We start from the raw sequence: 21,563 nt of genomic DNA on the forward strand, positions 1-21,563 counted from the left end.
CAATCACCCTTCCTTTTTCGAATGGTACTGAACTTGAATTCAGGGTTCACCCAGAAAAACGAGATGCTTGGAAGTAAGAAGGTAAAGCACAATCTTCATGAAATTATAAAGGGTCCTGCGTGACTATAATATACCACAGATTTAAAGCATGTGCATTGTTTCTCAATTTACCTCTTGCGGAATGAACCCATGACGCCTACAGTCTCCACGATATTAACAAAAGCTTGCGGGTCCGTTGTTTTGATGATGCGTTTCAGCTCTGCAAGTTCATACCGTGTAGTTACTGTCATTAGCATGTCCTTTTCCACGTGAGAATAAGCGCCCTCGGTGCGAATCTTCGTAACTCCGCGCTGCAGAACGAGCAACTGCTTGAGTAGCTCTTCCGTACGATTGGTTACAATATATACGGTTACCTTGATATGGCTGATGTGAATCATGTCGACCACCTTGCCGGTAACATAGATCGAAACCATGGATGCCAAAGCGAGGTTCCAATTGTTGTCAAAATAAGCTGCGGCCAGAATGACCAGACCGTTCATTCCCGCGATAATAGTGCCTACCGGAAAATCACGGTAGCGGGTAATGATGGAGCCCAGAATATCGAAGCCGCCGGACGAGCCGCCAGCACGGAAGGAAATCCCGCTCCCGATGCCCACCATCACGCCGCCAAATACAGAAGCAAGCAGCATATCCGAAGGTACCACTCTTACTGGAATCAGTGTCATCATCCATGTGGTGGAGGCGACAGAGAGGATGCTGAGAACGATGAATCGTCGTCCGAGCTGAAACCATCCTGCCACAAGCAGCGGAATGTTGAACAAAAGATACAGCAGACTGATGTTCAATGGGGTGAAATACCCCACGAGCATCGACAGACCTGACACGCCGCCGCTTAGCAAACGGTGCGGTATCAAAAAAAGATTGAAGCCGCTGGCGATCAATGCAGATCCAAATATGACTGTTGCATAACTCCCAATACGTTTTAACAAGCAAATTCACCTCTGGTGTGTATTGTAAACCATGAAAGAAAGGAATACACTGGTATTCCCCTTTATGTTTGTGATATAATGTATAGGATATTCTTGAGTAGGACGTTACAATGGTACTTTTGCATTGCTTCGGATGTGAAGCTACAATTGCTCAGGTGATTTTGAAGCGCCTGATGATAGGACGGCTTTTCGTCCCAGGTACGCGTTAACCATGCAGAGATTCTGGCATGATTGGACAGCCTATAAATGTGTTTACCGCTACTTAAGAATACAGACAAGCATGTGGAATGTCCACTGTATAGAAGGAGCATGAATAATTTGAAAACATTCGCAGAATTCGGCCTGGAGCCAAAAGTTCTCCAGGCAATCACAGAGCTAGGATTTGAGGAAGCAACACCTATTCAAGCACAGTCGATTCCCCTGGCATTGACCGGATCGGACCTAATTGGTCAAGCACAAACAGGTACTGGTAAGACTGCTGCATTTGGTATTCCCCTCATTTCCAAGATCAACCGTGAAGACGAGAAGATTCTCGCACTTGTAATGACCCCGACGCGGGAACTGGCTATCCAGGTAGCTGAGGAAATCGGCAAACTGACCCGCTTCAAAGGACTTCGTTCCCTGGCGATCTATGGCGGACAAGATATCGGCCGTCAAATCCGTGGGCTGAAGAAGAAACCTCAGATCATTATCGGTACCCCAGGACGTCTCCTGGACCACATTAACCGCAAAACCATCCGTCTGGACGATGTACAGACTGTTGTCCTTGACGAAGCAGATGAAATGCTGGACATGGGCTTCATGGAGGACATCCAGTCCATCCTCAAGCTTGTTCCGGAAGAGCGTCAAACTATGCTGTTCTCTGCTACTATGCCCCCGAACATCCAACGTCTTGCTCAGCAATTCCTGAAGAATCCGCAGCACGTGTCGGTTATTCCTAAGCAAATCAGCGCACCGCTGATCGATCAGGCCTACATCGAAGTTCCTGAACGTCAAAAGTTCGAAGCGCTAAGCCGCTTGATCGATATGGAGTCTCCTGACCTTGCTATCGTATTCGGACGCACGAAGCGCCGGGTTGATGAATTGGCTGAAGCTCTCCAGAAGCGCGGATATTCCGCTGATGGACTTCACGGTGACCTTTCCCAGAATCAACGTGATGCCGTTATGCGTAAATTCCGTGACGGAAGCATTGATGTACTGGTAGCTACAGACGTGGCAGCACGTGGTCTCGATGTATCCGGCGTAACCCATGTAATCAACTTTGACCTTCCACAAGATCCTGAGAGCTATGTACACCGTATCGGCCGTACTGGTCGCGCAGGTAAGGAAGGTACAGCATGGTCTTTCGTGACTCCACGCGAAATGGATCACCTGCACCTGATTGAGCGTGTTACTCGTCACCGTATTACCCGCAAGCCATTGCCAACTATGGCTGAGGCAATTGAAGGTAAGCAACGCATTACTGCAGAGCGTCTACTTCATATGGTGGAGAATGGGGAGCTGAATGAATATAAAGGCATTGCTATTCAATTGTTGGAGCAATACGATTCCGTACAATTGTTGTCTGCAGCAATGAAGCTTCTGACTGGAGAGAAGAAGGATTCCGAAATCGAATTGACTCCGGAAGATCCGATCCGCGTGAAACGTCGCGGTGGCAAGAACGATATTCGCAGCGGACGCAAGCCTAACGGTGGCTACGGCAACCGTGGCGGTTACGGTGGTGGTTCCGGCGGCGGCGGTGGATACCGTGGCAACCGTGACAACAACGGCGGCGGAAGCAGCCGTGGTGGCTACAGCAGTAACTACGGTAGTGGCAATGGCGGCTACGGCGGCGGCTACAAAGGCAACCGCGACAACGCAGCAGGCCGTGATTCCTCGGCATCCCGCAGCGGTGAGCGCAGACCTTCTACTCGTCCAAGCAGCAGCACTACCAGCACACGTCCAGCTGTAAAACGTGAGGATTCTTCCTTTGACGCTTAAGCTGACCAGGTCACCAGCAACCGCTGATGACTGAATATATGAAGAAGACGGGACACCGCTACGCGGGTCCCGTCTTTTTTGTATAAGCAAGAGTTTTGTGGTAATGGATTGTTTATCGTTGTTAGGAGAACGGCTATTTGTCCGCTAGACGAAATAGACGCTCCAAGGAATCAACTGGCACAGGTTAGATGAATGTGCGAGTGATGATGACGAGCAGAATGAACAAAACCAGAATTGTGCCGGTGGAAGTCCAGCCGCCGTAGCCAACAGGTGAGGACATAGGAATACCTCCTTTGAAATGTTGATTAAATTGGTTACGTCTCTAATATATGGACTTATTACCTTGAAGGTATAGACCATAACCTATCAATCAAAAACTTGGGCGCTGGAAAAGAACGGGGCAAATAGGGTATAGTTAAGATACGCAGTATGCGCGAGACAGACAGGAGGAAGGGAAATTGGAGTTTAAAGGAGCAATGGGTGGTTTATACCGCATCACAGAATGGATTTCACGGATTGCGTTCAGTAATATTTTATGGGCGTTCTGTTCAATTCCGTTTCTGTTTGCAGCTGTTATGAAAATTATTATGTTGGGTACTGGCACAGGCGGTCCCAATGAACAGCTGACCTTGAATTGGGCAATGGGCATTTTCGCACCGTTTACTGTGTTTCCGGCTACGGCCGCATTATTCACGGTTGTGCGCAAATGGGTAATGGGAAATACGGATGTCAGCACTTTCCGTACGTTCTTCCAGGGTTATAAAGAGAATTATGTAAAAAGCATGCTCGGCGGCCTGATCTATACGCTGCTGATCGTCATTATGTACGTTGATGTGACCGTATACATGACGCAAATGTCCAACTTCAAAATTGTGGGCATTTTGATGCTGGTGCTGATGATTATTTTGTTTGTGTCCATGTTTAATTTCTTCTCAATCGTAGTTCACTACCAAATGACCTTCAAACAAGTTGTCATCAACTCGTTTTTGCTGACCGTCGCTCGTCCGATTCGTGTGTTCATGACTTTGATCGGAGCGGGGTTACTGGCTTATATAGGTCTGAAGTATCCTGCATTGTACTTTATTGCTATTCCTACGCTAATAGCCATGCTTGCTTTCTTTAACTTCTATGCAACCTATAACAAGCTGCAAATGCAAGTTGAGCAGAGTAAGCTGAAGGAGCAAGAAGCGGAAGAAGCCCGTAAGCTTGAAGAAGAGGGCGAATCCGGGGCAGATAAGCTTGATGACGAAGACGATAGAGATACCAAACGGATCTAAGTCAATATCGCTTAACGCTGCGGAAAACTGGCGAAATTTCTAAACCATTATAATTTAAAGCGCATACAGGTTTACATTTTCGTCAAAACGCAATATAATAGTTCTAAATCCTGCGATGTACGTTATGGCTGCTCGTTGTTTTGAACCAATGACAATGTCTCGGGAGATCAAAATTGAAACGTGGCTGAAAGGCCCCGCCTATATGGCCTGGGGAATTCAAAAGCGAGTTCTGCGATCACCCACCTGCTCTAGCAGGTTCAGAAGACACTGTGGCCGGACGGCATAGGCGGGTTTTCCAATGGTTATGACAGGCGCCCTATTTTCCGTATTTTGCGGATAGGGCGCCTTCTTGTCTTGTGCGAACATTCAGAAAGTGAGTATTGCTCTTTTGTTCCTGAGGCAAGAGTGTTACACTTATACTAATGAACATGGGACTTGAAGAGGGGGAAGTATTTTGTCGTTGAAAAGAACCTTGGTCGGCTTGTTCCGCAGCCATGATGGAACAAGCGACCGCGCAAAAGATCCGGCATTGAAGACGCGTTACTACAATTTGCAGAAGGACAAGGCTTGGGAAGAAGTATCTGCAACACTAAAAAAAATTCCGGGTTATAAAGTGCTGCATGAGGTGGAGTCCGTCGGAGAAATTATTTTAGAGAAAAAAACAGCTTTAGGCCGTACGCTTGATATCACCGTCTCGGTACTCAATACGACGCCGGTGCGCTGTGCAGTTGATATATATTCCGCTTCCAGAGGTTCTCTGGGTGACCTCGGCGGCAATTACCGCGTAATTCAGCGCCTTTATGGATCGCTGGACAAGAAGCTTGGCAAATATAAAGTGGATTGAGAACAGCGGCATAGCCGAATAACAATTCCATTTGGGGATTGTATGCGTTTTCGAGAGATACTCGCATAAGAAAAGCGGAAGAAGGGAGGCCTTCTGCCGCTTTTTTCACAAATAATAAAGTGCATACGTGCGTTAGTCCTGCGCTAAGCTTTACAGAAGCTCTTTAACAGCGGCGATAGCAGCTTCATAGTTTGGATGCTCGCCCATTTCGCTCAGGTATTCTACATAAGTTAACTTATCGTTATGGTCGATCACGAAGATGGAACGCATGTCCAAACGGAGTTCCTTAATGAGAACGCCATAAGCTTCACCAAATGAAGCAGTCTTGTGATCGGAAAGCGTGATTACACGATCAATACCAGCAGCGCCGCACCAGCGGGCTTGGGCAAATGGAAGATCTACGCTGACAGTGAGAATGACGACATCATCGCCAAGTTCAGCGGCTTCCGTATTGAACCGGCGGGTCTGTGCATCGCACACACCAGTGTCCAGAGAAGGGACAACGCTGATTAGCTTGATTTTGCCAGCATAATCACTGAGGGATACCTCTTCTAGAAGATTCTTGCTGAGTACAAAGTCCGGTGCTTGATCGCCGGCTTTCAGTGCGGGTCCGATAAGTGTGATGGGGCTGCCCTTTAAAGTGGCCACGCCTGTTCTTTCTTGCGTCATATCCTTGTTTCCTCCTCGAATGGGCATATTGGAATGTTACTGCCACAATAAATTATAATCTTTTTAAAGGGAGAATGTCCAACAGGATAACTTGTATAAAAGGATGGATGGTTATGATTTTCATACGGTATGAGAATTGGCGAAGCTATATCCGGTATTATCCGGTGACTACGCTTTTGCTTCTGGCGAATGTAGTCATGTTCATAGTTTTAACAGCTAATGGGGGATCAACGAATCTGGATACCCTGGTGCATTATGGAGCAATCGTGGATAATGGACCTTACAGGGAAGAGTGGTGGCGTTACGGAGCTGCGATTTTCCTGCACAACGGTTTTTCTCATTTATTCTTTAACAGTTTTGCATTGCTGGTGTTTGCTCCTCCACTGGAACGGCTACTTGGCTGGTGGCGGTATGCGCTGCTTTATTTAGGCGGAGGTGTATTGGCCAATGTAATGTCGATCGTACTGAGCAGTTCCAATGACAATGTGTGGCGAGTCTCCGTGGGGGCCTCAGGCGCAATCTACGCTGTATATGGGGCATTTCTCTACATTGCCCTTATGCAGCGAACAATGATGGATGAAGGATCGCGTAAGACGCTCTATGGGCTTCTGCTGACGGGTCTTATTATGACGTTTGCGGTTCCTAAGATAGATTGGGTCGCGCATATCGGCGGTTTGGTCGCCGGCTTTTTCCTCTATGGACTGATTATTCGCGTATTTAAAAGAAGCCGAAGACAGGAGAGATGACAAGCGTGGAGCTTAGACAGCTGCAATATTTTCTCAAGGTTGCTCAAAAGGAGCACGTCACCCGCGCGGCGGAAGAGCTACATGTGGCTCAATCTGCGGTCAGCCGCCAGATTCATCAGCTGGAGCAGGAATTGGGTGTGGACTTGTTCATGCAGAAAGGGCGCAACCTGCAGCTAACGCCGGTGGGCCAGTTATTCTGCAAGAGGGTAGAGGTCGTACTCAAGGAGCTGGAGCGTTCGGTGGCGGAGGTGCACGAGTTTTTGGATCCGGAGCGGGGCGAGATTCGTATAGGATTTCCACATAGCCTGGGCACGCATCTTATCCCGAGTATTGTAGCGGAGTTCCGCAAGCATTATCCCCATGTCAAGTTTCGTTTTAAGCAGGGGACGTACCCGTCGCTAATCAAGGATGTGCTGATGGGTGAAGTGGATCTGGCCTTTATCTCGCCTTTCCCGGAGAGCAATGACCATCTGGCAGGAGATATCGTAATGACGGAGGAGTTGTTCGCGATTCTTCCGCAAAATCATCCGCTTGCCGGGGAATCGGTCATTCGGCTGGATCAGCTGAAGGATGACAAGTTCGTTCTGTTCAGTCAGGGGTACTCTCTACGGCCAATTGTCTGGCAGGCATGCCTTCAGGCAGGGTTCAAGCCGCAGATAGCCTTTGAGGGTGGTGAGACGGACACTATACGCGGTCTTGTCGCGGCTGGAATGGGTGTGAGTCTGCTTCCGGAGATGGCGCTCTTCCAGACGAATCCGCTTCAGCCGGCACAGGTGAAGGTGGTTGAACCCGTTGTTACTAGAACAGTCGGCCTGATTCACCGGACTGACGGCAAGCTGCCGCTTGTGGCTCGCTCCTTCCGTACCTTCTTGCTATCCTATTTTAGGCTGAAGCATTCGGGAGCGCCAGTAGGCTGATTTTGTATCTTGAGTAGTATAGAAGAATTAAAGAAACCTCTCTTTAGAAAATGGTTGATGACGCACCATTTCACAAGAGAGGTTTTTGTGTGTTGATAAACATAATTAAGGGGTGCCCCCTACCGCGAATGCGGTATTTGGGACACCCCTTAAAAGGATGGCAGATCAGATATTAGTCACGATTGCCGAGGAAGACAGTGATCAAGCGGAACAATTCAAGCAGGGAGACCAGTGCTGCCGCCACATACGTTAAAGCTGCGGCGTTTAGAACCTTAGCAACGCCGTGTTCCTCATCGTTACGGATGTAGCCTTGCTCGACCATGACTTGACGGGCGCGGTTGCTGGCGTTGAATTCGACCGGCAAGGTGATCAATTGAAAAGCTACGGAAGCCGAGAAGAAAATGATGCCAAGTCCAATCAGATTGAAAGAGCTGAAGAGGAAACCGGCGATCAGCATGAAAGGAGCGATGCCGGAAGCAAAGTTAACTACCGGGAAAATCCGGTGACGCAAGGCTAGCATCGGATAGTGCACTTTATGCTGGATCGCATGGCCAACCTCGTGGCAAGCCACCGATACGGCGGAGATTGAGCTTTCATAGTATACAGGTTCCGACAGACGCACAACGCGGTTGATCGGATCATAATGGTCGGATAGAGCGCCGCGTACAGGTTCGATAGGAACATCGCTGAGTCCATTGGAATCCAGCATATGGCGCGCGGCATCGTATCCTGTCATTCCGTTGGAGGTAGCCACCTTAGACCATTTGTTGAATGTGCCTTTGACCCTGAACTGGGCCCATAACGAGAATAGAAAAGCAACAATTACTAATAAGTACATCATCATATGTCATTCCTCCAGAGTGTTGTGTGAACAAGCTACTTACATTGGCGGTCCGTGGGTCAGAAGGAGTCGTATTGCTTCAATACAGGCCACGCCCTGCGGGAGAAGTGCGGACAACGCTCTGTTCGCCTGCCCGGGCTTCAATCCACTGATCATTGGTTCAAGGGCTTTGACTTCGCGTTCTAGCTGCTGCATGTGAAGCTCTAGCTCAACAAGCTTATCGGATACATCCGCTTCTGGAGCGGCCGTTTTCCATTTGCTCATCATGATCTTGATCTCTTCCAATGTATACTTGTCATGCTTCAATTGATTAATACGTTCCAAAGCGGCCAAGGTTTCATGACTGTATAAACGATAATTCTTCATGCTCCGCGACTCCGGAGAAATAAGCCCTAACTTGGTGTAATAATCAATCGTACGTTCACTGATGCCGGCAAATTTGGCCAACTCTCCAATTCGATACAGGGTCATATCCCCAATGTTAACTCACCTCGCTGCTGGGAATCAGACAACCGTGTTGTGGCAGTCATTCCTTATATTTGGCAATCTCAAACCTGTCTCTACAATGATAACAAACTGTAAACCGTACAGTCAAACGTGATGCTTACCTAAAGTATATGCGTGCCGTGAGACGAAAATACCTGACATGAATAAAGCGGTGAGCTGTTCAATTCTTCTTATGTCAGCTTTGAAGGAAGAGAAGGGATGCATCGCTTACTTCTATAGAAATGTATAGAAACAGTGTTAATGTAACATGATATGTTAGGTGATGAACGTCATAGGGGGTGGATATATAAACACGAACAATGCAGATTTATTAATCGTGATATTCATTAAAAACACTTCAATTGTTGATCAGACACAGCAATTTACTGGATGCGGTTACATTAAAGACGAATGTATATTTCGCGTTATTCTAAAACATTATTGGTTGCGTGATCTCCATATCTTAAGTTAGCGCATTAAAAGCCGGTTCTAAAATAAATAATGAAAAGTTTAAAAATACCCTTGTCAATTTACCTTACTCCTGCTTATAATGACATTAAGAGTTTCACAACTTGTTAGAAAATATAACATTAGGGGAGTGGGGAACAATGAGAAAGAAATGGCTGGTTTTGGTGTTAGCCATGATAACACTGATGATTTATCCGGTAAGCGCGTTTGCAGCGGATGGTCCGACTAGTCCGCAATTGCAAATCGGGCTCGACACAGCATTTACCTTCTTAGCCTTTATTCTGGTTTTCTTTATGCAAGCCGGTTTTGCACTGCTGGAGGCTGGTTCGGTAAGAATGAAGAACGCGGGTCACGTTGCTGGTAAAACGGTATTGACGCTGGCGATCGCAAGCCTTTGCTTCTGGGCTGTCGGCTTCGGACTCGGTTTCGGAAATGGTAACGGGTTCTTCGGTACAACGGGCTTCCTTTATGGAGGAGACAGCACAGCAGCTTCCTTTGATTCCCTGGCTGGCTCTGATGTAACTTTGAATATTAAATTCCTGTTCCAAATGGCCTTTGCAGCGGTATCGCTGGCTATCGTATCTGGTGGTATGGCTGAACGTGCTAAACTTAGCGTATATATTATCTTCGGTATTATTTTCTCGGTAGTCATTTATCCGGTAGTTGCCCACTGGGTATGGGGCGGTGGCTGGTTGTCCTCCCTGGGAATGCAAGATTATGCAGGTTCCACTGTAGTCCATCTGACGGGCGCAACTGCGGCATTAGTGGCTACAATATTGCTGAAGCCGCGACTTGGCAAATTCAATAAAGAAGGCAAACCGGTCATCATCCCGGGCCATAACCAAGTTTTTACTGTCCTGGGCGTTATCATTCTCTGGTTCGGCTGGTTCGGCTTTAACCCTGGTAGTGCTCTGTCACCAATGGGTGGTTTCTTCGGACACGTAGCAGTGACTACAAACATTGCAGCGGCAGCAGGCGGTCTTGCAGCGCTGATTGCTTCCTGGCTGTATTTCGGTAAATCGGATATTCCAGCGATGCTGAACGGTGTGTTGGCAGCATTGGTAGCTATTACAGGAGCATGTGCTTTCGTTGAGCCTTGGGCTGCAATTCTGATCGGTTTTGTAGCGGGAGCATTTACTTTCATGACAGCACAATGGCTGGAGCGTGCAGGTTTGGATGATCCGATCTATGCTTTCTCTGTTCACGGCCTCGCCGGAGTGTGGGGGGCGGTATCCACTGGTTTGTTCGCAACACCTGAATTGGCTGAGACGGTGGGTGTTGGTCAAGCGGGCTTGTTCTACGGCGGTGGCTTCCATCAGCTGGGTGTTCAAATCCTTGGCGTAGTTGGAACATTCGTCTTCGTAGCTGTGCTGTCCTTCATCATCTTGTATGTTATGAAATTGGTGAATGGAATCCGCGTAACGGAAGAGGAAGAGTTGATGGGACTGGATATCAGTGAGCATGGTACCTATGGCTACCCTGAGCAAATGAAGTTGATTACAGATTCGGAATCCAATTCTGCCAAGCATTAATATAACTTCACTTATAAGGGAGGCGAACCGAGTGGCTTCGATGGAGTCTGCAGGATGGGTCAATGAGAACTACTATACTTCCATCGCAACGGCCGGTTCGCCGCATGAACTTAAGATAAGGCGCATCGCCTGTCAAAATGTGCTTCTCCAGCAGTTGAACATGATTCCGATTGGGGAATGGCTGTCACGCGTGAATGCCATGCATGACCTCATTGCCAAGGCCGCAGTGCAAATATGCGAGGCGCAGATGAGAGAGGCGGGCTACGGCCCGCCTCCCTGCGCTTATTCTTTTATCGTATTCGGCAGTGCGGGCCGACAGGAAGCTACTTTATGGAGCGACCAGGATAACGGTTTAATTGTGGATGGGGAACCGGATGGGGCCAAGAATCGGTATTTTGAAGTCTTCGGTACGCTGCTATCCGATGTGCTGGAGGAAGCAGGGTATGAGAAATGCGAAGGCAAGGTCATGTGTTCCGAGCCAATGTGGCGCAAGACACTCCAGGAATGGAAGGAACAGCTCGAAGGATGGAGAAGCCAGCTGGAATGGGAGCCAGTCCGCTATCTCATCATTGCATCAGATATGCGTCATGTTGCCGGGAACGCTGAATTGTCGGCACAATGGCTGAAGGCCTATCATGAAGGATTCATTGACAATGAGAAACTCAGCACTGCCGTATTGCGCAACACAGTCCGTCACAAGGCGACGCTTAATCTGCTGGGTCAAGTGCTTACTGAACGTTTCGGGGACTATGCCGGAGGATTCGACATTAAATACGGGATGTATATCCCGCTGGTTAACAGTGTAAGACATTTGTCTTTGTCGCACGGAATTCAGGAGAGTGCTACTTTGAATCGGCTTACGGAACTGGAGCAACTTGGGCAGTATGATTATCTTGTTGATATCCGTACAGCCTTCCTGACAGCACTACGAATGCGTTCGAATACACCTTATATCAACCAGGATGGGTTGTTGCTTAGCAGTGATTATATTTCGGAGCAGGACCTGAAGAACAAACAGTTAATGTCGGAGCTGCGTGGAAGTCTGCTATTGGTCAGGCGTATTCACCGTGCCTTGCAAAGACAGCTCAGAGCAGCGGAGAGGAGACAGTCATGAAGGAGCCGAATAAGGGCGGCGGATTCTGGAGCAACTTGAGACAGGGTGGAATGCCGTCCGCCATTGCTTCCATGCGGGGCGGAGAAACGGCGCAGCAGACCGCCCAGCAGATGGCTTTTATCCGCTCTCTGATGCGGGAGAAACGGCGGCCTGAGGTGCTGCATACTCCGCTGTCACAGCTGGAAACGGTGATTTTTGATCTGGAGACAACAGGCTTTTCTCACCAGCATGGTGACGAGATTATGTCCTTCGGCGCGATTCGGGTAGTAGGGGAGGAGATCAAGGAGGAGGAATCCTTCTATACCTTGGTCAACTGTCAGACGTCCATTCCGGGTAACATTACAGAGCTAACAGGAATCTCGGAGGAAATGACTAAGACAGCGCCGCCTCTGATGGAGGGGCTTCATAACTTCATGTCCTTTGTAGGGCAGCGGGTGCTGGTGGCTCATGCCAGTGCGCATGACAAAGCTTTTCTAAATGCAGCCCTGTGGAAAACCTCCAAGGTTCAGCTAACCCATCGTGTACTGGATACGATGATGCTGGCTAGATGGCTGGAGCCACAGCGTAGCAACTATTCTCTGGATGAACTGCTGGCCGTACACAGTATACCAATTACGGAGAGACATCATGCTCTGGAGGATGCCAAAATGACGGCGCAGCTCTGGGTGGCCTACCTTCGGGAGATTGCCAAACGGCGTCAGGTGGAGACGTTAGGGGATTTGTACGCTTATTTAAGCAGGGCCTAGCACCGCTAACCCATATGTGTGTATAACCGTGGGCATGGGGCTACAGAACGCAGCGGGTAAGGCGCTACGCCTGCGCTTGACACAAGCTGTCGATCGCATGCCTCCCGCTGCGGCAGCAACCGGCAGGCCTCCTCATGCTTGACGTGGACAACTGGACAGCGGGTGCCTCCCCAGCGCTTGCTGTAAGAAAGACTCCATCCTATGGACTGGACATTTCTCCGGCGGGCTGTCAATTGTTCACCCCTCTCTTCATTTGGGTTTCGTCCTCTGCGGCGGAATCCTTTTTTTATGTATGACAAATTTATGGATGGTTTGAAACTTTACCGAATGGGGGTACAATAGTAAGAAACTATCCCATTTCGCAAAGGAACAGACGCCAATGAAAGCTGTTAATAAACGGAATTTAGCGGTAGTAACCTTGATTGTTATTCTGGTTGTGCTTGTAATGTGGCGGGAACGGGGCTCAGAAGCGGTAGCTGTATTCAAATCGCAGGAGCTGCCCACTGAATCCGGACCTCGTGCCGGATTGCTGGCGCCAGCGTTAACCCTGCAAGGAAGTGACGGCAGCAGATACCAGGTTGGAGGCAAAAGAGAAAAAGCCGTTCTGCTCAATTTCTGGGCCTCTTGGTGCGATCCCTGCCAGCAGGAGGCTCCGGAGCTGAATGTCATAGCCGCAAAATATAAGGACACGCTGGATATTTACGGCATCAATGTGACCAGCCATGATTACAAGCCGAATGCCGAACGCTTCGTGAAGAAGTTCAAGCTGACATTTCCGGTGATATACGACCAGAAGGGCGAGGCCTTTGCCAAATATAACGGTGCGGTCTTTCCCACTAATGTACTTATTGACAAGAACGGTGTCATCTCCGAGATTATTCTTGGTATCCTGACGCCGGAGGAACTGGAAGCGAAGATCACTGCGCTCACTGGTTCTTAGGAAATAAGAATAATTAGAATTTGAAAAAAGCCCACTTTCAGCAATCAGGCTGCTGAAAGTGGGCTTTATTGTGTTACGGCTTCGTTAATGGTTAACGAGACCTCTTGGTTCATGATCTTCAAGCTGCTCATGCACTTGGGAAATCTGGCCAAGCAGAGCATAACGCATACTGTCGACCAGTGCTTCCCAGCTGGCTTCAATGACGTTACTGGATACGCCAACGGTACTCCAGGTTTGATGGTAGTCTTTCGACTCGATCAATACACGTACCTTCGCCGCTGTCTGATCCTGTTCATCCAGAACCCGCACCTTGTAATCGGAGAGGTGCATTTCCTTAAGCTGCGGGAAGTAGGTTAGCAGGGCCTTGCGTAGCGCGTTGTCGAGTGCATTGACCGGACCATTGCCTTCCGCGGCGGTATAGAGGTTCTCTTTTCCGACCCGGATCTTGACAAAGGCTTCGGAGACAACGGGACTGCCGGCATTTTTCTCCACCAGCATCTTGAAGGACTCGAAGACAAACAGTTCATTGACTTCACCTGTTGCTTCACGAAGCAGCAGCTCCAGTGAGGCATCTGCACCCTCAAACTGATAACCTTGATGTTCCAATGTCTTGATCTTGTCGATAACTTTGCGAGCCTGTTCGCTGCTAGGATCAAGATGAAGCCCCATATCCTGAGCTTTCGATAGTACATTGCTCTGTCCTGCAAGTTCTGAGACCAGAACGCGCTGCTTGTTGCCGACAAGCTCGGGAGCAATATGCTCATAGGTACGAGAATCGCGCAGGATGGCGGAGACATGAATACCGCCCTTGTGAGCGAAAGCAGCATTCCCTACATAGGGTTGATTCACAGGCATGTTCACATTGGCTACCTCGCTGATAAAGCGGGCAGTGTTGGTGAGCTGTGACAAGTTGTCACCCGGAATACAGTGGTAACCCATCTTGAGCTGCAGCGTAGGGATGATGGAACACAGGTTGGCGTTGCCGCAGCGTTCGCCGTAACCGTTGATGGTTCCCTGAACCTGGCGGACGCCTGCACCGATGGCGCTAAGCGCATTGGCCACCGCCAGTTCGCAATCATTGTGGGTATGGATCCCAAGCTTGGCCTCTGGAAGCCGTGCCGACAATGACGTGACGATCTCCTGTATTTCATGGGGAAGTGTTCCACCGTTCGTGTCGCACATAACCAGCCAGTCTGCGCCGGCTTCTCTGGCTTTGGCCAGGACTGCCGCGGCGTATTCAGGGTTGTTTTTATAACCGTCAAAGAAATGCTCGGCATCAAAAATAACCTCAAGGCCCTTGTGCTTCAGAAAGGAAATGGAATCCCCAATCATGGCGAGATTCTCCTCCAGTGTAGTCTGGAGCGCGGTATGCACATGGAAATCCCATGACTTACCTACGAGTGTGGCTGCAGGCACGCCCGCATCAATCATCCGCTGCAGATTGTCGTCATGCTCAGCCAGGGAATTCTTGCGGCGGGTGCTGCCGAAGGCGGTGATTTTGGCGTTCAGGTGTAGTTCTTTAACTCTTTTGAAAAATTCGATGTCTTTATTGTTGCTTCCCGGGATGCCACCTTCAATATAGTGCACACCCAGATCATCGAGTTTCTTGGCGATCTTCAGCTTGTCGTCGGCCGACAGACTGATACCTTCACCTTGGGTGCCGTCGCGCAACGTTGTATCGAAGATGGAGATGGACTTTGACATGATAGTCCTCCTTAAGGGAAATGAATTTATACATTATAGCATTTTTACGCGGGAATGTAACAGAGAACTTTTTTATACGGCAACGTGGTAGAGAACATTTGTGCTAAAGAAGCAGGCTCGGTGAGTTGACCTTCGCGCAGGGGAGCGGTATTCTAGTTCTGACAATAGAAACCATAAGAGGATAGAGGGTAGATATTGTGCAGAATGTTGATCAATATTATCCCGCAAGCGGCCGGGTGATCCTGCATGTGGATATGAACGCCTTTTACTGCTCTGTCCATGAGGCGGAGGACCCGGATCAATATAAGGGCAAACCGACGGCAGTGGCCGGAAGTGTGGAGATGCGCAAGGGGATTATTGTAACTTGCTCCTATGCTGCGCGCCGACAAGGCATCTCTACGGGAATGCAGGTGCAGAAGGCACTGCGGATCTGCCCTTCGCTGACCGTTATTAAACCAAACTTTCATTTATACCGCAAATATTCGAATGCGTTCATGCAGATTGCCTATAGCTATACTCCTTTGCTTGAAGCGGTCTCTATTGATGAATGTTATCTGGATATCACCGGTTCCCGCCAGTTTGGCACACCGCTGGAGATTGCCGAGAAGATCCAGCGCCGTATTATGGAGGAACTGGGCCTCCCTTGCTCCATTGGAATTGCTCCGAATAAACTCTTGGCCAAGATGGCCTCTGATCTGAAAAAGCCTAATGGTATTTCCGTGCTGCGGCTGCGCGATGTGCCGAATATTCTGTGGCATAAGCCCTGCAACGAAATGTTCGGGATCGGCGGGAAGACGGCGGAGAAACTAAAGAAGCTTGGGATCTACAGCATTGGACAGCTGGCTGCTGCTGACGAGCGGATGCTGACTGAGCATTTTGGCGTCATGGGCTCCTGGCTGAAGCGGGCGGGCAATGGGATCGATCATGGCGTTGTCAATCCGGAACGGGAACAGAGCAAGTCCATCGGGCATACGACCACTCTGCCCCGGGATGTTGTAGGCATCGCGGAGGCCCGGCCCATCCTGCTCAACCTGAGCGATCAGGTGGCAAGACGGCTGCGCAAACAGGGTCTTGTGGCCGCAGGGATCCAGTTGACTATCCGCACGCCCGATATGAAGACGATCACCCGTTCACGTCAGTTGGACGCACCTTCAGAGACGGCGGAGGATATCTACAAGGCTGCCTGTGACCTGTATGTGCGCCACTGGCGGGGAGACAAACCTGTACGCCTGCTTGGTGTGACCTCTCAGGGGCTGTCTCCCAAGGAAGAGGCGGCGATTCAACTGGATCTGTTCGATTATGAACGCCAGCCCAAGAAGGAATCGCTTAACAAGGCCATGGACATGCTGCGTAATAAATTCGGCGAAAATGCGGTGCTGACGGCAGGGATGCTGAGCGATACGCACTCCTCGCTGCTGCGCAACCACAAGGAACGGGGCACCTCGCTGCAGAAAGATAATCTCGGCCGTCTGGAGCGGGATCAGGACTGAAAATAAGGGCGTGACTATCCGCTTGGATCAGTTGCCATATTTTGAGGCGGAAATGCAAACGTCTTGAAAATTCATTGAAATTGCATTCCTTTTATATTAATATGAGAAAAATAACAGACCGTTCTCACGGCGCTGTATTGTTTAACAGGAGGCAAAGATAAATTATGGCTAAGTACACTTGGGTCGAGAAAGATACTTGCATTGCATGTGGTGCATGTGGCGCGACGGCCCCTGATATTTATGATTACGATGATGAAGGCTTGGCGGAAGTTATTTATGAGAATGACAGAAACCACGGCGTAACGGCAATTCCAGACGATCTGTTCGACGATCTGCAAGATGCTTGCGACGGATGCCCAACCGATTCCATCAAGATTGCGGACGAGCCGTTTAATAAAGAAGGTTAATTCACCCGCGATATTATCGTCATACGAGATAAAAGACATCCTTAGGCCCAATTTTGGTGCTGGGGATGTCTTTTTTTTCATATCCAGCCGATAGTAATAATGAAGGAATCTTTAAATAGCGGAGGTCCCGATGAAAAATATACAGCATCTCAAAGTCTACGTGCAGATGCATCCTGATAATAAGATGGCATGGTACTTGCTTGGGAAAGAATATTATAAGAACGGACAGCACGGCAAAGCCAATTATTGCTTTAACCAGTCCGGGGAAGTCTATGAGGCTTTCGAGCATAGTAAGGTGCCCGCCGAAATGCTTCGTGAGTATGAGGATGGGCTGCTTCAGGCCGGGCGCGAGCGGGACCGGAAACGAAAGAAGATCCGCCGCGCGCTGATGGCGATAATACTCTTGCTGCTGGTGGTCATCCCTTCGGCAGCAGCACCGGGGCTTGTCGGGCAATGGGAACCCGATGGGTCTTCAGCTGCGGGGGATTCAGACAAGGTTGATCCTGTAGAGGTACCTGCCATTGCTAAACCGGGAAATAGTCAGACACCGGTTAAGTCCAAGCTAGCCTTCACAGCGGTCGAAGGTGGAGGCGCTTCCTCGGCCGGCAAGCTGCTGGTCACGATGCTCGGTGGGGAGCAGGCGGGTTCCAAGACAGCGGTACTCGGTATGAAGCGTCAAGGACAATGGCTGATCTGGAATAAGCGGCTGCCACTGATTTCTGCGCTCGAAAAGAAGAGTGATGGAGTCATCGAGTATCAGTCCTTTGAGCCGGCTGTCTGCAACTGTAAGCCGCCGGAGCATGGCGAACTGGCCAAGCAGGCCGGAGAGTGGCAAGACGCCCAGGAGGAGCAAGCGGTGCTGTGGAGCGCGATGAAGGCCTACCAGTCTGCAAAGGGAAAGCTGCCGGATTCCCTGAAGGAACTCACTGGACCGTTTCCCGGGAATTGGCTGGGGGGCGTCACACCTACTTTGAAGCAGGCGTTTAAGCCGCTCAGGGCGGCGGCAAGCCCGGGGGCAAGAGGAGATCAACCGGAACAGCCAGCTACGTCACAAGCCGCGCAGGGAGCTGACGGGAGTGGGTCTGGGGCCAGCGGCGGGACGCAGGGCCAGCCCTTTTTTGCCAGCCCGCTTACTATTATTATAGATAAACAAACACACCGTCTGGCAGTCGTCAGCGGCTCGGTGATGCTGCGGAACTATGAAGTGGGTCTAGGCGGGGATCGTACCCCTGAGGGACGTTTTGCGATATCGGATAAGGTTGTTAATCCTAATGGGCATGACAACGGAGAGTTCGGCAGCCGCGGTATGCAGCTCTCAGACACGAATTATGCCATTCATGGCACGAATGATCTGAACAGTATCGGCAAGGATGAGTCATTGGGCTGTATTCGGATGAGACGCGGGGATGTGGAGGAATTATTTGCACTGGCGCCTAAGGGAACGAAGGTAGAAATCAGCAGAGGGGTTCTGCCTGCAGAACTGCTGATGCCGAAGGAACGCTTCGCGCCGGCAACTTCAGAGAATCAGACCAACCCCCATAAAAAGTACCACTGGTTGAACTAATTGCCTGCTACAATTAACAGAACAACAATCAGAATGATAAGTAATACAAGGCTTACGCCGATCCACAAGAGGGCTTTGCGGTTCACTTCTTCCTTCTTCTGCTGCAGTGTAGGAGGTTTACGTTTGGTTGACATACAGTTCGACCTTCTTTCTCTTATAATCGGTGATTACCCTTACATTGTAATGCGTTTACAATAAAATTACTATACTTGGACTACGGGTCCTTTGGAGCGGGAAAGGGCAAAAAACTTTTCTTTTCACCCGGAAAAGGCTAAAATCAAGTAGAAACCTACAGAAGCGGGGAGACTTAAGCACTAGCAATGACCCCATGAAGGAGCGAGAATGGTGCTGTATCGTAATTTTGGAAAACCGATTTTCTTCAAAATGGACCCGGAAAAGGCGCACCATCTGGTCGTTGGCGGCCTGGACAAAGCAGCATTCATGCCTGGTGGCAGCGCGGCTCTGCGCCTGATGTACGGGGTGCCGGAGACGGCCGACATGGCTGTCGATTTGTTTGGCGTTCACTTTCCTACCCCGGTAGGACTGGCTGCGGGCCTGGATAAGAACGCTGCAGCGGTGCCGGGGTTTTCTTCCATCGGCTTTGGCTTCATGGAAGTGGGTACGGTGACGCCCAAAGGACAGCCGGGCAACGAGAGCCCGCGGTTGTTCCGCCTGCCCTCAGACGAGGCCCTGATTAACCGGATGGGCTTCAACAACGAAGGGGCCGAGGCCATGAAGGAACGGCTGAAGGCACTAAAGCACCGCAGAATTCCGGTTGCGGTCAATATTGGACGGAACAAGGCGACTAGTAATGAAGCTGCCCATGAGGATTACCGCCAGTGTATCCGTACGCTGTATCCGTACGGTGATTTTTTTGTGGTGAACATCAGCTCGCCGAATACGCCAGACCTGCGCAGCCTCCAGCACGGTAGTGAGCTGTCGTTCCTGCTGGCTCAGGTCAAGGAAGAAATGGAGATTCAGCGCAAGGCGACCGGACTGAACAAAAGCCTGCTGGTGAAGATCGCTCCCGACGTGAGCGACACCGAGCTGGAATATATGGTACATACGCTGACTGAAGCGGGGATGGACGGCATTATCGCTACTAATACTACGATAACCCGTGAGGGACTGAGCCATGAGAAGGCGGGAGAGGCCGGAGGCCTCAGCGGGAAGCCGCTCCGTGACCGTTCCACTGAAATTATCCGCAAAATCTATCGTCAGACCGGCGGCCAAATGCCGATTATCGGTTCGGGCGGGATTTTCACCAGTCAGGATGCCTATGACAAGATCCGGGCGGGCGCCAGCCTGGTTGAGATTTATACAGCCCTCATCTATGAGGGACCTGAAGTGAACCGGAGGCTGCATGCCGGATTGCGGCAACTGCTGCGCCGGGACGGATTCCGTACACTTTCCGAAGCGGTGGGCGCGGATCATCACTGAGGAAGACGAAAGGACAGGAGGACGAAGGCGATGGACGGAAGGGATTGGGGAACTTTTTTACTTCCATATGAGCAAACTGTGGAGGAACTGAAAGTTAAGTTTAAGACCATGCGTTCGGAGTTGAAAAAAAGAGAGGAATATACGCCAATCGAGTTCGTAACCGGCCGGGTAAAGCGGCTCTCCAGCATTCTGGAAAAGGCCAAGCGCCTGAATGTGAAGATGGAAGATCTGGAGACGGGCATCGAGGATATCGCCGGCATTCGCATTATGTGCCAATTCGTGGAGGATATCCGCAGGGTGGCTGAATATATCCGGGCCCGCAAGGACCTGGAAGTCCTCTATGAGAAGGATTACATCACCAATTATAAAGAGAGCGGCTACCGCAGCTTTCATATGATTATCAAATATCCTGTACAGACGGCCCTGGGCCAAAAGATTGTGCTCGCTGAGATTCAGATCCGTACGCTCGCTATGAATTTCTGGGCGACGATCGAACACTCCCTGAATTATAAATATCGTGAAAGCTTGCCCGATGAAATCCGGGTGCGTCTGAAGACGGCGGCGGAAGCGGCATCGATTCTTGACAGTGAAATGTCCAGTATCCGTGAAGAAATTCTGGATGCCCAGATGACCTTCGAGGAAAATTCGAATACAACCACGCAATTGCTGAAGGCTATTCACCAGTTGTATTTCTATCATCTGGTCAATGAAGCCATCGAGAGCCAGGAACGGTTCAATGAAATCTGGCAGGCTCACGATATGGAGGCCATGAAGGGACTTCTGGACCATGTGCGCGGACTCCTCTCTGAAGCGAAGAAGGGCGATCTGCCGAATGGACTATGAACCGCTGTACCTGGCATATCTGGTCTACTTCAACCGGGACAGAGATTATTTCGAGTGTCATGAAGTGCTCGAGGAGCTGTGGCTTGCCAAGGACAAGGACCCTTTATATAAGGGATTGTTGCAGGTAGCCGTCGGACTGTACCACTTCCGGAACAACAACGTTCGCGGTGGCAGAATGATGCTGCAGGGGGCGGCGGCCAAGCTGGAGAATTATCCGGCGAAGACGCTCGGTATCGATCTCGCGAAGCTGGTGGGTGAAGTAAAGGAGTATGCTGTTCGTCTGGAGAATTTCGCTGATCAGCCGTTTCCTTATTTCGATCTTACCATCGACATCGTTGATCACGATCTGGCGGAGCAAGTGAGACTTGCAGCTACCGGCATCACACCGAATATTCCCCAGCGCCGGGGCCCACAACGACCGGACCGAGCACATTCGAAACACAAGTAAGTCAACGCTCTTATTCTTTTGGAGTTCGATTTATAGAATAAGCAGTCTACTTTAAGGGGCACCCGCAAGGGTGTTCCTTGAGTCTTTCATCACCCTATTTAAGCAGGAGGACGGCATC

The 21,563-nt window shown here is 49.9% G+C and carries 22 protein-coding genes and 1 other RNA gene; 16 read left to right on the forward strand and 7 right to left on the reverse strand.

The genetic code is table 11. The annotated features are described in order from the left end of the window. Positions 1-167 precede the first annotated feature (167 nt). Positions 168-989, reverse strand: a complete 822-nt coding sequence (locus ACFRAM_RS23765) for a YitT family protein (RefSeq protein ID WP_379468727.1) — start codon at positions 987-989, stop codon at positions 168-170. A gap of 318 nt (positions 990-1,307) precedes the next feature. Between ACFRAM_RS23765 and cshA the strand changes: the two genes are divergently transcribed. After that, positions 1,308-2,969, forward strand: coding sequence for a degradosome RNA helicase CshA (gene cshA / locus ACFRAM_RS23770; RefSeq protein ID WP_175374356.1), 1,662 nt, complete (start codon positions 1,308-1,310; stop codon positions 2,967-2,969). Between the two features lie 184 nt (positions 2,970-3,153). On the opposite strand, the gene ACFRAM_RS23775 is transcribed toward cshA, so the two are convergent. Then, a complete protein-coding gene (locus ACFRAM_RS23775; RefSeq protein WP_042186834.1) occupies positions 3,154-3,249 on the reverse strand; it encodes a hypothetical protein in 96 nt (31 codons plus the stop codon). A gap of 178 nt (positions 3,250-3,427) precedes the next feature. Here ACFRAM_RS23775 and ACFRAM_RS23780 point away from each other — a divergent pair, with 178 nt between their 5' ends. From ACFRAM_RS23780 to ACFRAM_RS23790, 3 genes are all read left to right on the forward strand, one after another. Further along, on the forward strand, positions 3,428-4,246 hold the full coding sequence (locus tag ACFRAM_RS23780; protein ID WP_379468729.1) for a YesL family protein: 819 nt from the start codon (positions 3,428-3,430) through the stop codon (positions 4,244-4,246). Between the two features lie 104 nt (positions 4,247-4,350). Beyond that, positions 4,351-4,543, forward strand: a non-coding RNA gene (gene ssrS / locus ACFRAM_RS23785) — 6S RNA. A gap of 157 nt (positions 4,544-4,700) precedes the next feature. Then, positions 4,701-5,090, forward strand: coding sequence for a DUF1499 domain-containing protein (locus tag ACFRAM_RS23790; RefSeq protein WP_066371822.1), 390 nt, complete (start codon positions 4,701-4,703; stop codon positions 5,088-5,090). 150 nt (positions 5,091-5,240) lie between these two features. On the opposite strand, the gene tpx is transcribed toward ACFRAM_RS23790, so the two are convergent. Beyond that, complete coding sequence (tpx, locus tag ACFRAM_RS23795; protein WP_379468731.1) at positions 5,241-5,759, reverse strand: thiol peroxidase; 519 nt, start codon at positions 5,757-5,759, stop codon at positions 5,241-5,243. 113 nt (positions 5,760-5,872) lie between these two features. On the opposite strand from tpx, the gene ACFRAM_RS23800 reads away from it, so the two are divergent. Both ACFRAM_RS23800 and gltC read left to right on the forward strand, forming a co-directional pair. Then, the gene (locus ACFRAM_RS23800) at positions 5,873-6,505 is read left to right on the forward strand and encodes a rhomboid family intramembrane serine protease (RefSeq protein ID WP_379468733.1); all 633 of its coding nucleotides are present in this window, start codon (positions 5,873-5,875) and stop codon (positions 6,503-6,505) included. Between the two features lie 5 nt (positions 6,506-6,510). After that, entirely contained in the window at positions 6,511-7,422 is a 912-nt protein-coding gene (gene gltC, locus ACFRAM_RS23805) for a glutamate biosynthesis transcriptional regulator GltC (protein ID WP_175374360.1), read from the forward strand. Between the two features lie 172 nt (positions 7,423-7,594). Here gltC and ACFRAM_RS23810 read toward each other — a convergent pair whose 3' ends face one another. Both ACFRAM_RS23810 and ACFRAM_RS23815 read right to left on the reverse strand, forming a co-directional pair. Beyond that, on the reverse strand, positions 7,595-8,266 hold the full coding sequence (locus ACFRAM_RS23810; RefSeq protein ID WP_379468735.1) for a zinc metallopeptidase: 672 nt from the start codon (positions 8,264-8,266) through the stop codon (positions 7,595-7,597). A 36-nt stretch (positions 8,267-8,302) separates the two neighbouring features. Continuing rightward, entirely contained in the window at positions 8,303-8,734 is a 432-nt protein-coding gene (locus tag ACFRAM_RS23815; protein WP_379468737.1) for a MerR family transcriptional regulator, read from the reverse strand. 623 nt (positions 8,735-9,357) lie between these two features. Here ACFRAM_RS23815 and ACFRAM_RS23820 point away from each other — a divergent pair. The 4 genes from ACFRAM_RS23820 (at position 9,358) to ACFRAM_RS23835 (ending at position 13,549) form a co-directional block, all read left to right on the forward strand. After that, positions 9,358-10,749: an ammonium transporter gene (locus tag ACFRAM_RS23820; protein ID WP_379468739.1), complete on the forward strand. Its 1,392-nt coding sequence runs from the start codon at positions 9,358-9,360 to the stop codon at positions 10,747-10,749. A 31-nt stretch (positions 10,750-10,780) separates the two neighbouring features. Then, a complete protein-coding gene (locus ACFRAM_RS23825) occupies positions 10,781-11,863 on the forward strand; it encodes a DUF294 nucleotidyltransferase-like domain-containing protein (RefSeq protein WP_379468741.1) in 1,083 nt (360 codons plus the stop codon). Continuing rightward, complete coding sequence (locus tag ACFRAM_RS23830; RefSeq protein ID WP_379468743.1) at positions 11,860-12,609, forward strand: exonuclease domain-containing protein; 750 nt, start codon at positions 11,860-11,862, stop codon at positions 12,607-12,609. Before ACFRAM_RS23825 ends, ACFRAM_RS23830 begins: the two co-directional genes overlap by 4 nt. A 379-nt stretch (positions 12,610-12,988) precedes the next feature. Next, the gene (locus tag ACFRAM_RS23835) at positions 12,989-13,549 is read left to right on the forward strand and encodes a TlpA family protein disulfide reductase (RefSeq protein ID WP_379468745.1); all 561 of its coding nucleotides are present in this window, start codon (positions 12,989-12,991) and stop codon (positions 13,547-13,549) included. 84 nt (positions 13,550-13,633) lie between these two features. On the opposite strand, the gene cimA is transcribed toward ACFRAM_RS23835, so the two are convergent. Continuing rightward, positions 13,634-15,253, reverse strand: coding sequence for a citramalate synthase (cimA, locus tag ACFRAM_RS23840; protein ID WP_379468747.1), 1,620 nt, complete (start codon positions 15,251-15,253; stop codon positions 13,634-13,636). Positions 15,254-15,450: 197 nt separating this feature from the next. Between cimA and ACFRAM_RS23845 the strand changes: the two genes are divergently transcribed. From ACFRAM_RS23845 to ACFRAM_RS23855, 3 genes are all read left to right on the forward strand, one after another. Further along, positions 15,451-16,743: a DNA polymerase IV gene (locus tag ACFRAM_RS23845; RefSeq protein WP_379468749.1), complete on the forward strand. Its 1,293-nt coding sequence runs from the start codon at positions 15,451-15,453 to the stop codon at positions 16,741-16,743. A gap of 164 nt (positions 16,744-16,907) precedes the next feature. Then, positions 16,908-17,150: a ferredoxin gene (locus ACFRAM_RS23850; protein WP_175374368.1), complete on the forward strand. Its 243-nt coding sequence runs from the start codon at positions 16,908-16,910 to the stop codon at positions 17,148-17,150. A 130-nt stretch (positions 17,151-17,280) separates the two neighbouring features. After that, positions 17,281-18,714, forward strand: a complete 1,434-nt coding sequence (locus ACFRAM_RS23855; RefSeq protein WP_379468751.1) for a L,D-transpeptidase — start codon at positions 17,281-17,283, stop codon at positions 18,712-18,714. Here the strand turns inward: ACFRAM_RS23855 and ACFRAM_RS23860 are convergent. Beyond that, positions 18,711-18,848, reverse strand: coding sequence for a hypothetical protein (locus ACFRAM_RS23860; RefSeq protein ID WP_175374370.1), 138 nt, complete (start codon positions 18,846-18,848; stop codon positions 18,711-18,713). The genes ACFRAM_RS23855 and ACFRAM_RS23860 overlap by 4 nt on opposite strands. Positions 18,849-19,059: 211 nt before the next feature. Here ACFRAM_RS23860 and ACFRAM_RS23865 point away from each other — a divergent pair, with 211 nt between their 5' ends. From ACFRAM_RS23865 to ACFRAM_RS23875, 3 genes are read left to right on the forward strand one after another with little or no spacing between them, the layout of a single operon-like run. Next, the gene (locus ACFRAM_RS23865) at positions 19,060-20,154 is read left to right on the forward strand and encodes a quinone-dependent dihydroorotate dehydrogenase (protein WP_175374799.1); all 1,095 of its coding nucleotides are present in this window, start codon (positions 19,060-19,062) and stop codon (positions 20,152-20,154) included. A 30-nt stretch (positions 20,155-20,184) separates the two neighbouring features. Further along, positions 20,185-20,997 carry a GTP diphosphokinase gene (yjbM, locus tag ACFRAM_RS23870; protein WP_379468754.1) on the forward strand — a complete coding sequence of 271 codons (813 nt, stop codon included), beginning with the start codon at positions 20,185-20,187 and terminating at the stop codon, positions 20,995-20,997. Then, positions 20,987-21,445, forward strand: coding sequence for a DUF309 domain-containing protein (locus tag ACFRAM_RS23875; protein ID WP_379468756.1), 459 nt, complete (start codon positions 20,987-20,989; stop codon positions 21,443-21,445). Before yjbM ends, ACFRAM_RS23875 begins: the two co-directional genes overlap by 11 nt. The last annotated feature ends 118 nt before the right edge of the window (positions 21,446-21,563 follow it).

Origin of the sequence: Paenibacillus sp. NPDC056722 (assembly GCF_042790635.1) — a bacterium.
Classification (GTDB): Bacteria; Bacillota; Bacilli; order Paenibacillales; family Paenibacillaceae; genus Paenibacillus_AQ; species Paenibacillus_AQ agri.